The sequence below is a fragment of the Herbidospora solisilvae genome, assembly GCF_009901565.1.
Taxonomy (GTDB): Bacteria; Actinomycetota; Actinomycetes; order Streptosporangiales; family Streptosporangiaceae; genus Herbidospora; species Herbidospora solisilvae.
On sequence record NZ_WXEW01000001.1, the window covers coordinates 591,532 to 604,829 of the forward strand.

General features: G+C 71.3%; 11 protein-coding genes. 7 read left to right on the plus strand and 4 right to left on the minus strand.

The window, feature by feature from the left end:
* Positions 1 to 38 precede the first annotated feature (38 nt).
* Together GT755_RS02645 and GT755_RS02650 are read left to right on the plus strand one after the other, a co-directional pair.
* On the plus strand, positions 39 to 1,211 hold the full coding sequence (locus tag GT755_RS02645; protein ID WP_161478070.1) for an acetyl-CoA C-acyltransferase: 1,173 nt from the start codon (positions 39 to 41) through the stop codon (positions 1,209 to 1,211).
* 1 nt (position 1,212) lies between these two features.
* A complete protein-coding gene (locus GT755_RS02650; RefSeq protein WP_328794137.1) occupies positions 1,213 to 2,007 on the plus strand; it encodes a DUF1295 domain-containing protein in 795 nt (264 codons plus the stop codon).
* On the opposite strand, the gene GT755_RS02655 is transcribed toward GT755_RS02650, so the two are convergent.
* Positions 1,995 to 2,723 carry a hypothetical protein gene (locus tag GT755_RS02655; protein ID WP_161478071.1) on the minus strand — a complete coding sequence of 243 codons (729 nt, stop codon included), beginning with the start codon at positions 2,721 to 2,723 and terminating at the stop codon, positions 1,995 to 1,997. The genes GT755_RS02650 and GT755_RS02655 overlap by 13 nt on opposite strands.
* Before the next feature lie 15 nt (positions 2,724 to 2,738).
* On the minus strand, positions 2,739 to 3,794 hold the full coding sequence (locus GT755_RS02660) for a tetratricopeptide repeat protein (RefSeq protein WP_161478072.1): 1,056 nt from the start codon (positions 3,792 to 3,794) through the stop codon (positions 2,739 to 2,741).
* A 144-nt stretch (positions 3,795 to 3,938) separates the two neighbouring features.
* Between GT755_RS02660 and GT755_RS02665 the strand changes: the two genes are divergently transcribed.
* From GT755_RS02665 to GT755_RS02675, 3 genes are all read left to right on the plus strand, one after another.
* Positions 3,939 to 4,694: an ABC transporter ATP-binding protein gene (locus GT755_RS02665; protein WP_161478073.1), complete on the plus strand. Its 756-nt coding sequence runs from the start codon at positions 3,939 to 3,941 to the stop codon at positions 4,692 to 4,694.
* Positions 4,679 to 6,517: a hypothetical protein gene (locus tag GT755_RS02670; RefSeq protein WP_161478074.1), complete on the plus strand. Its 1,839-nt coding sequence runs from the start codon at positions 4,679 to 4,681 to the stop codon at positions 6,515 to 6,517. Before GT755_RS02665 ends, GT755_RS02670 begins: the two co-directional genes overlap by 16 nt.
* 226 nt (positions 6,518 to 6,743) lie before the next feature.
* The gene (locus GT755_RS02675; protein WP_161478075.1) at positions 6,744 to 8,126 is read left to right on the plus strand and encodes a sensor histidine kinase; all 1,383 of its coding nucleotides are present in this window, start codon (positions 6,744 to 6,746) and stop codon (positions 8,124 to 8,126) included.
* Here the strand turns inward: GT755_RS02675 and GT755_RS02680 are convergent.
* Together GT755_RS02680 and GT755_RS02685 are read right to left on the minus strand one after the other, a co-directional pair.
* Positions 8,102 to 8,428: a winged helix-turn-helix domain-containing protein gene (locus GT755_RS02680; RefSeq protein ID WP_030453338.1), complete on the minus strand. Its 327-nt coding sequence runs from the start codon at positions 8,426 to 8,428 to the stop codon at positions 8,102 to 8,104. The two genes, GT755_RS02675 and GT755_RS02680, sit on opposite strands and share 25 nt — an antisense overlap.
* Complete coding sequence (locus GT755_RS02685; RefSeq protein ID WP_161478076.1) at positions 8,425 to 8,844, minus strand: hypothetical protein; 420 nt, start codon at positions 8,842 to 8,844, stop codon at positions 8,425 to 8,427. Before GT755_RS02685 ends, GT755_RS02680 begins: the two co-directional genes overlap by 4 nt.
* Before the next feature lie 306 nt (positions 8,845 to 9,150).
* Between GT755_RS02685 and GT755_RS40890 the strand changes: the two genes are divergently transcribed.
* Positions 9,151 to 11,085, plus strand: a complete 1,935-nt coding sequence (locus GT755_RS40890) for a fibronectin type III domain-containing protein (RefSeq protein ID WP_161478077.1) — start codon at positions 9,151 to 9,153, stop codon at positions 11,083 to 11,085.
* A 36-nt stretch (positions 11,086 to 11,121) separates the two neighbouring features.
* A complete protein-coding gene (recD2, locus tag GT755_RS02695) occupies positions 11,122 to 13,233 on the plus strand; it encodes an SF1B family DNA helicase RecD2 (RefSeq protein ID WP_328794138.1) in 2,112 nt (703 codons plus the stop codon).
* The last annotated feature ends 65 nt before the right edge of the window (positions 13,234 to 13,298 follow it).

Sequence of the window (13,298 nt, forward strand, 5' to 3'; positions counted from 1 at the left end):
GCTTCCCGTACTACAACAAACAGAGTTACAGTGCAAACGTGTCTGACGTCTACGTCCTCGACTACGTGCGCACCCCCCGCGCCAAGGGCTCCCCGAAGGGCTCGCTGCACCACCGGAGCCCGGTCGACCTGGTGGCCGGCCTTCAACGGGCGCTCGTCGACCGGGGGCTAGACCCGGCCGCCGTCGGCGACGTGATCGTCGGATCGGCCTCCCAGGTCGGCGAGCAGGGCGGCAACCTCGCCCGGGTGGCCACGCTGCTGGCCGGATGGGGCGAGGCGGTCCCGGGCGGGACGGTCAACCGCTTCTGCGCCAGCGGGATCGACGCCGTGGCGCAGGTGGCGGCGCGCGTCCGTGCCGGAGAGATGGACCTGGCGGTCGCCGGCGGCGTCGAGAGCGTGTCCCGCGTGCCCATGTTCAGCGACCGCGCGCCCCTCTGGACCGACCCCGCGACGATCGAGCGGGTCGGCTCGATCCACATGGGGGTGGCCGCCGACCTCAACGCCACCGTCGACGGCTGGACCCGCGAGCAGCTCGACGCGTACGCCGTCGAGACCCACACGAAGGCCGCGGCGGCCTGGGACCGGGGCGACTTCGCCGGCTCGGTGATCCCGGTGCCCCGCGCCGACGGATCGCTCTTCGACCGTGACGAGCTGATCCGGCCGGGCACCACGATGGAGTCGCTGGCCGCGCTGGCCCCCGCCTTCGCCGACCCGGCGCAGGACGCCATCGCGCTGAAGGCCCATCCGGAGGTCGGCGAGATCGTCCACCACCACACGGTCGGCTCCTCCCCCGCCCTGGCCGACGGGGCGGCGCTGCTGGTCCTCGGCACGGCCGAGAGCCCGATCAGGATCGTGGGCGCCGCCACCGCCGCCGTCGACCCGGTCGTCATGCTGACCGCCGGGCAGGCCGCCGTCGAGAAGGTGATCGCCAGGGCCGGGCTCACCCCCGCCGACGTCGACGTCTACGAGTTCGCCGAGGCCTTCTCGGCCCTGTGCCTGCGGCTGCGGCGCGACCTCGGGCCGGGCCCCGACCGGCTCAACCCCGGAGGCGGCACGATCGCGATGGGGCACGCGTTCGGCGCGACCGGCGCGATCATGGTCGGGCAGTGCGCCGAGAACCTGACCCGCCTCGGCGGCCGTTACGGCGTCGCCGCCGTCAGCGGCGCGGCCGGGCTCGGGGTGGCGGTGCTCATCGAGCGGGTAGACGGTTGACGTGATCTGGATCAATCTGGCGGCGACCCTCGTGGCCGTCGTGCTGACGATGGCCGCGACCATGGCCTACGCGCTGCGCACGAACAACCAGTCGATCGTCGACTCGGTCTGGGGCCTCGGCTTCGTGGTCGTGGCGATCGTGTCGTTCGTGCTCTCGCTCGCCTCCGGCGAGGGCAATCTGGCGCGGTCGCTGCTCGCGCTGGTGCTCACCGCGATCTGGGGGGTGCGGCTGGGCGCGTACATCCACCACCGCAACCGGGGCAAGGGCGAGGATCCCCGGTACGCCGCCATGCTGCGCCAGAACACCGGCCCGGTGGTGCCCTTCGTGCTCAGGAAGATCTACCTGCCGCAGGGCGCGGTCATGTGGTTCGTGTCGCTGCCGGTGCAGATCGCCATGTTCCAGCCGCAGCCGCTCAACGTCTTCACCTGGCTGGGCGTGGCGTTCTGGATCGTCGGGTTCGCGTTCGAGGCGATCGGCGACGCGCAGCTGGCCCGGTTCAAGGCCGACCCCGCCAACGAGGGCCGGGTCATGGACCAGGGGTTGTGGGCGTGGACGCGCCACCCCAACTACTTCGGCGACGCCGCCGTGTGGTGGGGCCTGTTCCTCATCGCCCTCGGCACCCCGTGGGCGCTCGTCACGATCGTCTGCCCCTGGCTGATGACCTATCTGCTGATCTCCAAGAGCGGCAAGGCCCTCACCGAGAAGCGCATGGCCAAAAGCAAGGGCCAGGAGTACGTCGACTACGTCAACCGCACCAGCGGCTTCTTCCCGCTGCCGCCGCGTCAGCGCTCGTAGGCCCACATGTGGAACCGGGTCAGCTCCCGGAACCCCATCTTCCGGTAGACCGGCAGGCCGAGGTCGCTGGCCAGCAGCATGGCCGACGCGGCGGGGTCGGAGCAGGCGGCGGCGAAGGTGACGGCCGCGGCGAACCCCCGGCCGCGCGCCTCCGGAGCCACCGACACGTAGTTGACCTCGGTGAGCCCGTCCTGCGTGTACGCCGCCGCGGTCGCCACCGGCAGCCCGTCGAGCCGCCCGAGGAACAACCGCCAGCCGGTGCCGTGGACGTCGCCGCCGAACAGGCGGCCCGGCTGCCAGCCCGCCCGGTCGAGCGGGTAGGCCCGCGCCACCGTCGCCTCGAACTCGGCGGGGTCGCCGGTGACCTCCTCGACGTGGTGGGGCAGTCGCGGCGGTTCGCCGGGCTCCCGGATCATCAGCGGCGGCTGCCCGTCGGGGCGCCAGGGCGCGACCGGCTCGGGCAACGGCCAGCCGCCCCAGAAGTAGAACAGGCCGGGACCCTCGTGCAGGTCGGCGAAGTCGAGCGCCTCGTCGGCCAGCTTGCCCAGGTTCTCGGGCTCTCGCAGCAGCGTCGCCCCGTTGGCGAACCCGGCCGCTCCCCCGAAGTCGGCCAGCCACATGTCGTCGCTCCGTGACACCTTGCCGCCCTGGAGGGCGACGTGGGCGTCCGCGGAGGCGGCGAGGAGGCGGGCGTACCGGGTGAGCATGTCGGTCATAAAGGACATTTTGCTCTAAGCAGACCGTTGCTCCGCAATCGCCCGGCGCATGGCTGCCACGTCCGTGTTGTAGGGCAGCGCCTCCAGGATGTCGCAGCACCGGTCGGCGGCGTTCAGCCATTCGAGCGCGAACTTGGCCACGAATCGGTCGTAGAAGAGCACCAGCCCCGCCCCGGCCAGCAGGAACGTCTCCCGGTCGTCGGGCCGGGGTCGCTCGACGGCCTTGCGCAGGTGGCGGGCGGTCTCGGTGAGGTATTCGGGCTCCTGTTCGACCCGGGACCGGCACGCCGCCGCGCAGGCCAGGGTGAGGTCGTCGCGGGTGCCCCAGGGCAGCGCCGCGGCGAGGCGGCCGAAGTCGGCGGGGAACTCGACGGTCAGATGGCGGCACATCGCCGCGAGCACCAGGATCATGGCGTGCTCGAACTCGGGGTCGCCGGGCTTGGCCTGCTCCATCAGCTCGACCAGGGCGTCGACCCCCTCGGCCAGGTCCTGCGGCGCCTCCGACTTGGTGGTCAGCAGGTTCCCCAGCGCCAGCAACGCGGGCGGGCGCATCAGGCTGGGCGGGGCTCCCAGGGCGGCGCGCAGGATCGAGAGCCTGCGGCCCTCGTGCGTGCCGGGGTCGTAGGCCGCGAGGCAGGCGTACAGGGTGCCGAGCATCGCGGCGTGCTCGGGCTCGGCCGGGCGCGCCTGCCCGACCGCCGCGAGCGCGGCCTCGTGCTCGCCGGTGGCCAGCGCGACCGAGCCGAGCAGCAGGAGGGCGTGGGCGTCGTGCGGGTCGTGGCAGACCGCCGCGAGCAGGTGCCGCGCCGCCTCGGTGAGATCCGGAGAGGTCCGCCGCGCCATGACGGCGGCGTCGACGAACGAGATGCCCAGCCCCGGCACGGCCCGCTCCAGGAGGAGTTCCCCGGCACGGGAGTGCGCGGTGGCGGCGGCCTGGACGAGGGAGGGCGTGGGCCCCGCGGCCCGCAGCCGCTCGTCGACGGTGCGGGCGGCCTCGATGGCGACGGCGGCGGTGGGGTTGTGCTTCAACGCGCGGAGGGCATGCTCGACGTCCTCATCCGGTGAAGTCATATGAGCATATTGCCGGGATTTCGAGGTTCGTTACGCGAGTTCGCGACAGAATTCCGGGCTCCCGGCAAAGATGGCGCGAACGGGACATAATTCCACAATTACTACGTATTCAAATGGCTGCCCTTGTGCCGATAAGGTGCCGTCGTGACAGCGGCTTTGGAACTCGACGGACTCGGCAAACGCTTCGGCCCGAAAATAGCGGTCGACCATGTGAGCCTTTCTGTCCCACCCGGATCCTTTTACGGCCTGGTCGGCCCCAACGGCGCCGGGAAAACGACCTCGTTGTCCATGGCCGTGGGCCTGCTGCGCCCCGACACCGGCCACGCCCGCGTTTTCGGCGTCGACGTGTGGGCCGATCCCATCGGCGCGCGGGCGCGGGTGGGCGTGCTCCCCGACGGGCTGGCCCTGCCCGAACGGCTGACGGGCCGCGAACTGCTCACCTACCTGGGCCGGCTGCGAGGGCTCGACCGCGCCACGGCGGGCGCGCGGGCCGGTGAGCTGCTGGAGATCCTTGAGCTCGACCAGGCCGAACACACCCTCGTGATCGACTACTCGACGGGCATGCGCAAGAAGATCGGGCTGGCCACCGCGCTGCTGCACGGCCCTCGCCTGCTGGTGCTCGACGAGCCGTTCGAGGCGGTCGATCCCGTCTCCGCGCTGACGATCCGGGCCATGCTGCGCGGCTTCGTCGCCGGTGGCGGTTCCGTCGTGTTGTCGAGCCACGTCATGGCGCTGGTCGAGCAGCTCTGCGACCACGTCGCGGTGATCGACGGGGGCCGCGTCGCCGCCGCCGGGCCCCTCGACGAGGTGCGGGCCGGCCGCTCCCTCGAAGACCGGTTCGTCGAACTGGTCGGGGCCGACGTAGCCGAGGTGAAGGGCCCGTCGTGGTTGGCGTCCTGATCGCGATGAAGGTACGGGTGCTGCGGCACTCGATCGGCGGGTCGCGCGCGGCCGGCATGGTCATGGGCGGCCTGGCCGGCCTGGCCCTGGCGATCGGCACGATCGTGGTGGCCGGGATCGACGGCGACCTGCTGGCGGCCGTCTTCGCGGTCTGGTTGTTCGGCTGGATGCTCGGCCCCGTCTACACCGGCGGCGGCGACGAGAGCGTCCGGCCCGAGCACTTCTCGCTGCTGCCGATCGACCCCCGCAGGCTGGCCCTCGGCCTGCTCGGCACCGCGTTCGTCGGCGTGCCCCCGCTGGTCAGCCTGGTCGCGTTCAGCGCCCTGGTGGTCTACGCGGGGCCGTTCGGCCTGGCCGCCTTCGTGGTCGCGCTGGTGGCGGCGCCGCTCATGGTGGTGCTGGTCGTGGTGCTGTCGCGGCTGATGATCGCGGTGCTGGGCGTGGCCGTCAGGTCGCGGACGGGCGCGATCCTGGCGGCGCTGGTCAACGCGTCGATGAACGTCGTCCTGAACCAGTCGTGGGTGCTGATCTGGGCGGCGATCCAGTTCGACCTGCTGACGTCGGGCTTTCCGCCGTCCTTCTCCGCCGTGGTGCGCCGGCTGCCGTCGGGCTGGGGCGTCGCGGCCGTGGAGGCGGCCGGGCGGGGCGACTGGCTCGTGGTGGCGGCGGCCCTCCTCGGGATCTGCGCGCTCATCGCGCTGGCGCTGCTCGTGTGGTCACGCCTGCTGGTCAGGCGGACCACGTCCAAGCCCCTGCACCGGGTGCCCCCGGGCACCGGCCGCGACCTCGCCGCGCGCGGCCCGGTCACCGCGGTGGCGGCCAAGGAGTCGCGGACGTGGTCGCGCGACCTCATGCGCACCCACCTGCTGTGGTTCGCCGTCTTCTTCGGGCTGCTCTACACCCTCGTCCCGCTGATCATCGGCTGGTACGGCATGCTGCCGTGGGCCGGCGTCCTGGTGGTCGTGATGGCCGCCGCGACCTCGGCCAACCTGTTCGGCCTCGACGGCACCTCCCTCTGGCTGAACCTGGTCAACCCGGGCACCGAGCGGGCGGAGGTACGAGGCCGCCAGCTCGCCTGGCTGCTGCGGGTGGCCCCCATCGCGATCGTCTTCACGGTCGCCGGGACGATCGTGGGCGGCGAGGGCTGGACGTGGCCGTGGACGTTGTCGATCCTGGCGGCCGTGCTGGGCGGCGGGGCCGGGCTGATCGCCCTGGTGTCGGTCGCCATGCTGGTGCCGGTGACCGAGCCGTCGAAGCGCAGCGGCAACCCGCTGGAGGCCGGCGGCATCTTCGGCCAGGTCGTGCTGATGCTGCTGCTGGTGACGCTGACGGCGCTCCCGGCGGGCGGCGTCGCCTATCTGGGTGACACGCTCGACCTGCCGGTCGTGTCGTGGCTGGCCGTGGCGGTCGGGGTGGCCACGGGGGCGCTGCTGACGGGGTGGTTCGGGCGGCTGGCCCACCGGCGGCTGGCGGCGCGGGGGCCGGAGCTGCTGAGCCTGATGCGCTCGGGCGGGACCGCGGCGCCCGGTTCCGTCGCGGCGACCGTGGGGCGGGCACGGGTGAAGCTGCCGCCGGGCAAGCAGGCGCTGGTCACGTTCCTGTGGATCTTCTGCTGGATCCCGCTGTTCCCGCAGGGGCTGGTGCCGCTGTGGACGATCTGGACCGGCGGCGAGTCGCGGCTGTGGTTCCTGGCGCTGCACCTGCACGATCCGTGGCGGATCCCGGTGGCGGTCGCCTTCGTCGCCGTCGGGGCGGTGATGATCTACTACGGCACGGTCATCCCGAACCGGCACGACCGGGCCGCACGCGAGAACGCGGGCTGACCAGGTCCCGCGGAGAGTGCGGACTGCCCGCACGACATGTCGTCCGCACTCTCCGCGGTCATTGACTCGCAGCGATGAAGGCGTTGCGTGTTCGTCACATTACGTCCCGTTGCGCCGTCAGGGCGGCCCGACACGCCGATGCGGCCAACCCGCCATCAGGTACGCAGAGTAGTGATTGCTAACTTTCAGTGATGGAACCGGACGAGGGCGACACGGACCGGCCCGGATGAGGTCTCCTCGGCAGTGGTCGGTGCGGCTGCGGCTGACGATCTGGGCGACGGCCGCGGCCACGCTGGCGTGCGCGGTGACCGTGGGCTTCGTGCTCGACAGCAACCACGAGGCCAGGATGTCCGACCAGCTCCGCGACGTGTACTCCGCCGACCTGCGGGTGTTGCACAAGCTGACCGGCAAGTCGGTGGTGCCGCCCGTGCTGCCCGACGAGGGACCGACCGCGATGCAGGTGGTGGACTCGAGCGGAAAGATCGTGTCGGCCAACGCCCGGATGGTCGGCCAGCCGAGGATGGCCTACTTCGTCCCGCCGCGCCGCCCCGGGGCGATGGACGAGGTGGTCTGCGACGTGCCGAGTTTTCCCGATCGGTGCCTGACCGTCGCGGCAATGTGGATCACGACCCCGAGCGGCCCCCTGATCGCCTACGGAGGCGAGCCGGCCCACCCCTGGTACGGCGACGGCACGTTCGCGGCCATCCTCATCTCCGGAGCCCTGATCTGGCTGATCCTGGTGGCGGTGGGCACCGACTTCCTCGTCGGCCGCGCCTTGCGGCCCGTGGTGGACATCGCCTCCGAACTCACCGAGATCACCGAGAGGAACCCTGGTCGCCGGGTGCCCGTCCCGGCCCACCACGACGAGATCCGTTACCTGGCCACGACCGTGAACCGCACCCTGCGACTCCTGGAGGACGCCATCGAGCGGGAGCGGCGTTTCACCTCCGACGTCTCCCACGACCTGCGCACCCCCATCACGGGAGCCCGGCTGCGGCTGGAGGAGGCGTTGACCGATCCCGACGTCGACTGGCCGGGGACCGCCCGGGAACTGCTCAACGACATGGAACGCCAGCAGGCGCTCGCCGAGGACATCCTCACCCTGGCCCGCATGGGCAGTGATCGGCTGCCCCCGCAGGCGCCGGCCGACCTCGGTCAGCTGGCCCGGCGCGAGATCGAACGCCGCCCGCACGGCCGGGTGCCGATCGAGACGGACCTGGAGCCGGACGTGATCGTGTTCTGCGACCGGCTGCTGATCTCCCGGCTGATGGCGAATCTGCTGGACAACGCCCAGCGGCACGCCGCCACCCGCATCACCGTCGCGGTCAGGACCGAGGAAGGCACCGGGGTGCTGGTGGTCGCCGACGACGGCGCCGGAATCGCCCCCGAATTTCGTGAGCTCGTCTTCGAGCGGTTCGCGCGGTTGCCCGAATCCCGCGAGCTGGATCCCAAGGGCACCGGCCTCGGCCTGGCCATCTGCCGGGAGATCGCCCAGGCCCACCAGGGCTCGCTCACCGTCGAGGACTCGGCGCGGGGCGCCTGCATGGTCCTGCGCCTGCCGCTCCACAGCGAGCCGCCGTCGGCTCAGGAGGGTTTTCCGATGATCTGATGGAGTACGTCCATGTATCTGCCGAAGGCCGCGCGACCCTGGTCGGTCAGCGACAACCACGTTCGGGGGCGTTTGCCCTCGAAGGCCTTGGTCGCGTTCACGTAGCCCGCCTCTTCGAGCGCCAGCAGGTGCTTGGACAGCAGCGAGTCGCTGACCTCGATGGTCTCCTTGAGGAACCGGAAGTCGGCCTGTTCGGCCGCCGCCAGGGCCGCCATGATCGACAGGCGCACGGGGGCGTGGATGAGGTCGTCGAGGTCGTGGCGCGGGTGGGTGTGCTCCTGCGGCGGCCTGGCCGCGTTCACCGGCTGCTCCGCAGCCGCCAGCCGGCGTAGATCATCGGCAGGCCCGAGATCAGGCACAACACCGCCACCAGCCAGTTCGCGCTCTCCACGCCCGCGATCTTGAGGCCGGTCGCGACCAGCATCGGCGCGAGGAACGTCACCCCACCCAGCACCGCGAGGCGGGAGACCCAGGGCGTGCTGACCCGTCCGCGCAGACCGGGCCGCCGCGGGAGGACCAGCATCCAGATCACCAGGGCGATCCAGCCGGCGCCCGCGACATAACCGGCCCAGTCGGGGCCGAGCAGCATGGCGCCCCAGTAGGGCCCGGTCGCCAGGCCCATCGTCAGCAGGATCGCGCCGTGGGCGCGGCGCGTCTTGCGCACTTCTTCCTCGACCCGGCGCACCTCGTCGAGGGCAGCACCAGCGGACAGTTCCACAACTCCTCCTCCGTTCCGGTACTCAAACGCTAGCAAGTACTCAACTCACGTTCAAGTGAGTATCTAGAGATCCGATCTTTTCGAGTAAGTCGAAGGGTTCTTTACAGATTCCGACAACCTGGATCGGTCCACCATGTCACCCTGACCTGCGCACTTCTACCGGTTGTCCATTCGGAAGTTTCCAAAAGGCTGCCGAATGTTGCGTTCGTGTGTCGACGGCTGTCAAGATGACGCCGAGCCGTCCGATGTTACGCGGCGATAACACCGCGACGTGCCCTCCCCTCCGCCAGACCGAAGGAGTCCCACGTGGCCGTCTCCCGCCGGGGGTTCATGACCTCCGCCATGACCGGCTCCGCCCTCGCCGCGGTGTCCTCGACCGGTGTGCTGTCCGCGCTCTCCAGCCCGGCACACGCGGCGAGCCCGCCCGGCGACGTGGTGGGCAAGATCACCGTCGGCTACCAGGGCTGGTTCGCCTGCCGTGGCGACGGGTCGCCCATCGACCGCTGGTGGCACTGGAGCGGTGCCGACAACACCGTGCCGCCGTCGCCGTCGAACAACACGATCGTGTCGTGGCCCGACAACCGCGACTACACGCGCACCTACCCGACGCTGTACCAGAACCTGAACAACGGCCAGACGGCCAACCTGTTCTCCTCCTGGGACCAGCAGACGATCGACACCCACTTCAAGTGGATGCGCGACTACAACTGCGACACCGCCGCCTTACAGCGGTTCAACCCGTTCGGGGCCGAAGGCCCGATCCGCGACGGCATCACCGCCAAGGTCCGGCAGGCCGCCGAGGCCTACGGCCGCAAGTTCTACATCATGTACGACGTCACGAACTGGACGAACTTCCAGTCGGAGATCAAGACCGACTGGACGACCAAGATGTCGGCCTACACCCAGAGCCCGATGTACGCCAAGCAGAACGGCAAGCCCGTCGTCTGCATCTGGGGCTTCGGCTTCAACGACCCCGGCCGCCCCTTCCCCCCGGCCCCCTGCCTCGAAGTGATCAACTGGTTCAAGGCCCAGGGCTGCTACGTCATCGGCGGCGTGCCCACCTACTGGCGCCAGGGCATCAACGACTCCCGCACCGGCTTCGGCGAGGTCTACCGCGCCTTCAACATGATCTCGCCGTGGATGGTCGGCCGCACCCACACCATCTCGGGCCTCGACGGCTTCTACACCAACAACGTCGTGCCCGACGTCGCCGACTGCAACGCCAACGGCATCGACTACCAGCCCTGCGTCATGCCCGGCGACCTCCAGTCACGCGCCCGCGCCCACGGCGACTTCATGTGGCGCATGTTCTACAACACCATCCGCGCCGGGTCGCACGGCATCTACATCTCGATGTTCGACGAGTACAACGAGGGCAACCAGATCGCCAAGACCACCGAGACGCAGGCCACCGTGCCCGCCGGGTCCGGCATCCTCGCGCTCGACGAGGACGGCACCTTCTGTTCGGCCGACTACTACCTGCGCCTCACCGGCGACGGCGGCCGCATGCTGAAGGGCCAGATCGCGCTGACGGCCACCCGGCCGACCCCGCCGGTGGTGTCGGGCGGCGGCGACACCCAGGCCCCGTCGGTGCCCGCGAGCCTGGTGGTGACCAACCGCACGGCGACCTCGGTCACGCTGTCGTGGGCGGCCTCGACCGACAACGTCGGCGTGGCGTCCTACCAGGTCAACCGGGGCGGCACGGCGGCCGGCACGACCGCCGCGACCACGTTCACGGTGACCGGGCTGACCCCGAACACCGCCTACACCTTCACCGTCGCCGCCCGCGACGCGGCCGGGAACACCTCCGCGCCGTCGGGCGGAGTGTCGGCCACGACGCTGCCGCAGACCACCGCCTACGTCGCGCTGCGCGCCCGCGCGAACAGCAGGTTCGTGACGGCCGGCGCCGGTCAGAACCTCATCGCGAACGCCACCACCGCCGGCACCGCCCAGCAGTTCGAGCGCGTCAACCTGGCCGGCGGCCAGATCGCGCTGCGGGCCCGCTCCAACGGCCAGTACGTCTGCGCCGAGAACGCGGGCGCCGCGCCGCTGATCGCCAACCGGGCGGCCGTCGGCCCCTGGGAGACCTTCACGCTGGTGCAGAATCCGAACGGCTCGGTCAGCCTCCGGGCCCAGGCCAACAACCAGTACGTCTGCGCCGAGAACGGCGGCGCCGCCGCGCTGATCGCCAACCGGGCCGCCATCGGCGGCTGGGAGCAGTTCGACATCGTGGCCGTGTGACCGGAACTGTCGCCCGGGGCTCCTAGAGTGGCGCCCGTGGAGGCGACGGTCGAGCGGCTGGTGTTCGTCCGCGACGACGAATACACGGTCGCGCGGATGAGCGACGGCGGCGGCGGTTTCGTCGCCGCCGGTCGTGTGCTGGCGGGCGTGCAGCCCGGCGAGACCCTCAAGCTCACCGGGGCGTGGTCCGACCACCCCCGCCACGGCCGCCGGTTCGCGGTGGAGGCGTGCGAGCGGGTGACCCCGGCGACGATTCCGGCCATCCAGGCCTACCTGGGGTCGGGGCTGATCCGGGGCATCGGCCCCCGGCTGGCGGCGGCGATCGTCGGGCACTTCGGCGCCGACACCCTGACCGTGATCGACGCCGAGCCCGACCGGCTGACCGAGGTGCTCAACATCGGCCCGCAGCGGCGGGCCCAGATCGTCGAGGCCTGGCTCGACCAGAAGGCGGTCGCCGCCCTCATGGTGACGTTGCAGGGGTTCGGGGTCTCCCCCTTACTGGCCGCCAAGATCTACCAGGCGTTCGGTTCCGAGAGCGAAGAGGTGGTCTCCACCGACCCCTACCGGCTGATCGGGCGGGTGCGCGGGGTCGGGTTCCACATCGCCGACCGCATCGCCCTGCGATCCGGCGTACCGGAACGCAGCCCGCAGCGGATCAAGGCGGCGATCCTCGACCGCCTCGAATCGGCCGCCGCGCGGGGCGGTCACTGTCACCTGCCGATGCCCGCGCTGCTGGCCCAGACCGCCGAGCTGGTGGAGCAGGATCCCGAGCTGGTCCGCACGATGGTCGACGCGCTGACCGCCGAACGCCGCGTGGTGGTCGAGGCCGGGGAACAGCCCGGCCGGGTCGTCGTGTACGACAAGGAGCTGCACAGCCGCGAGGTCGCGCTGGCCGGGCACCTCCAGCGCCTGATGTCGGCCCGGTCGGGCATGCCGATGCGCCACTACGACGAGGACGCCTCCCTCCACGACGACCAGCGGGCGGCGGTGACCCTGGCGCTGACCTGCCAGGTGACCGTGCTGACCGGCGGCCCGGGCTGCGGCAAGAGCCACACCGTGCGGTCGCTCGCGCGGGCGGTCCGGGCGATGGGCGGCACGGTTACGCTGGCCGCGCCCACCGGGAAGGCGGCCAAGCGGCTGTCGGAGCTGACCGGGCTGCCCGCGATGACCGTCCACCGCATGCTGATGGCCCCCGACGACGACGGCACCACCCTGTTCGCCGAGGCCCCGGCGAAGGCCGACCTGATCGTGGTCGACGAGGCCTCCATGCTCGACCTCCACCTGGCGGTCCGGCTGACCGCCGCGATCCCCGACGGCAGCCACCTGCTGCTGGTGGGCGACACCGACCAGCTGCCCAGCATCGGCCCCGGCAACGTGCTGGCCGACGTGCTGAAGGTGCCCGGCATCCCCCGGGTGCGGCTGACCCACGTGTTCCGGCAGGCCGAGGGCAGCGGGATCGTGCGGGCCGCCCATCTCATCCGCTCGGGCGAGCTGCCCGACCTGCCGGGGCGCGGCGGGTTCTGGTTCGAGGAGGCGGGCGATCCCGAGCTGGTCGCCGAACGGGTGGTGGAGCTGGCGACCGAGGGCATCCCGCGCAAACAGGGGGTGTCGCCCGACCAGGTGCAGGTGCTGTGCCCGATGCGGCGCGGCGTCACCGGCACGGTCGAGATCGGGCGGCTGCTGCAGGAGCGGCGCAACCCGGCGCGCGACGGGGTGGCCGAGTTCTGGTCGGGGCCCGAGGTGTTCCGGGTGGGCGACCGGGTCATGCCGGTGCGCAACAACTACGACAAGGGCGTCTTCAACGGCGAGACCGCCACGATCACCGCCATGGACCTGCCCGGCCGCACCGCCGCCCTGCGGGTCGACGACGGGCGCGAGGTCGAATACGGCTTCGACGAGCTCGACGACCTCACCCACGCCTACGCGATCAGCGTCCACCGGGCACAGGGCAGCGAATACCCGTTCGTGGTCGCGCCGCTGGTCGCCGAGTCGGGCGGCGTCATGTTGCGGCGGCGGCTGCTCTACACGCTCGTGACCAGGGCGAAGGCGTGGGTCGTGCTGGTGGGCCACCGCGATGCCCTCGAACAGGCCGTCCACCGGCTCGGCACGGCTCGCAACACTGGCCTGGCCCGGCGGCTGAACGTCTAGCGGGACATCGGCCCGCCGATCGAACGTGTAATCGTCCATAGACGGGCGGCCTCTTGTTCGGAGAC

What these genes read in the sequence shown, in the direction of transcription:
- GT755_RS02655 (WP_161478071.1), bottom strand. Translation starts at nt 2,723, where the DNA reads ATGACCGACATGCTCACCCGGTACGCCCGCCTCCTCGCCGCCTCCGCG.
- GT755_RS02660 (WP_161478072.1), bottom strand. Translation starts at nt 3,794, where the DNA reads ATGACTTCACCGGATGAGGACGTCGAGCATGCCCTCCGCGCGTTGAAG.
- GT755_RS02675 (WP_161478075.1), top strand. Translation starts at nt 6,744, where the DNA reads ATGAGGTCTCCTCGGCAGTGGTCGGTGCGGCTGCGGCTGACGATCTGG.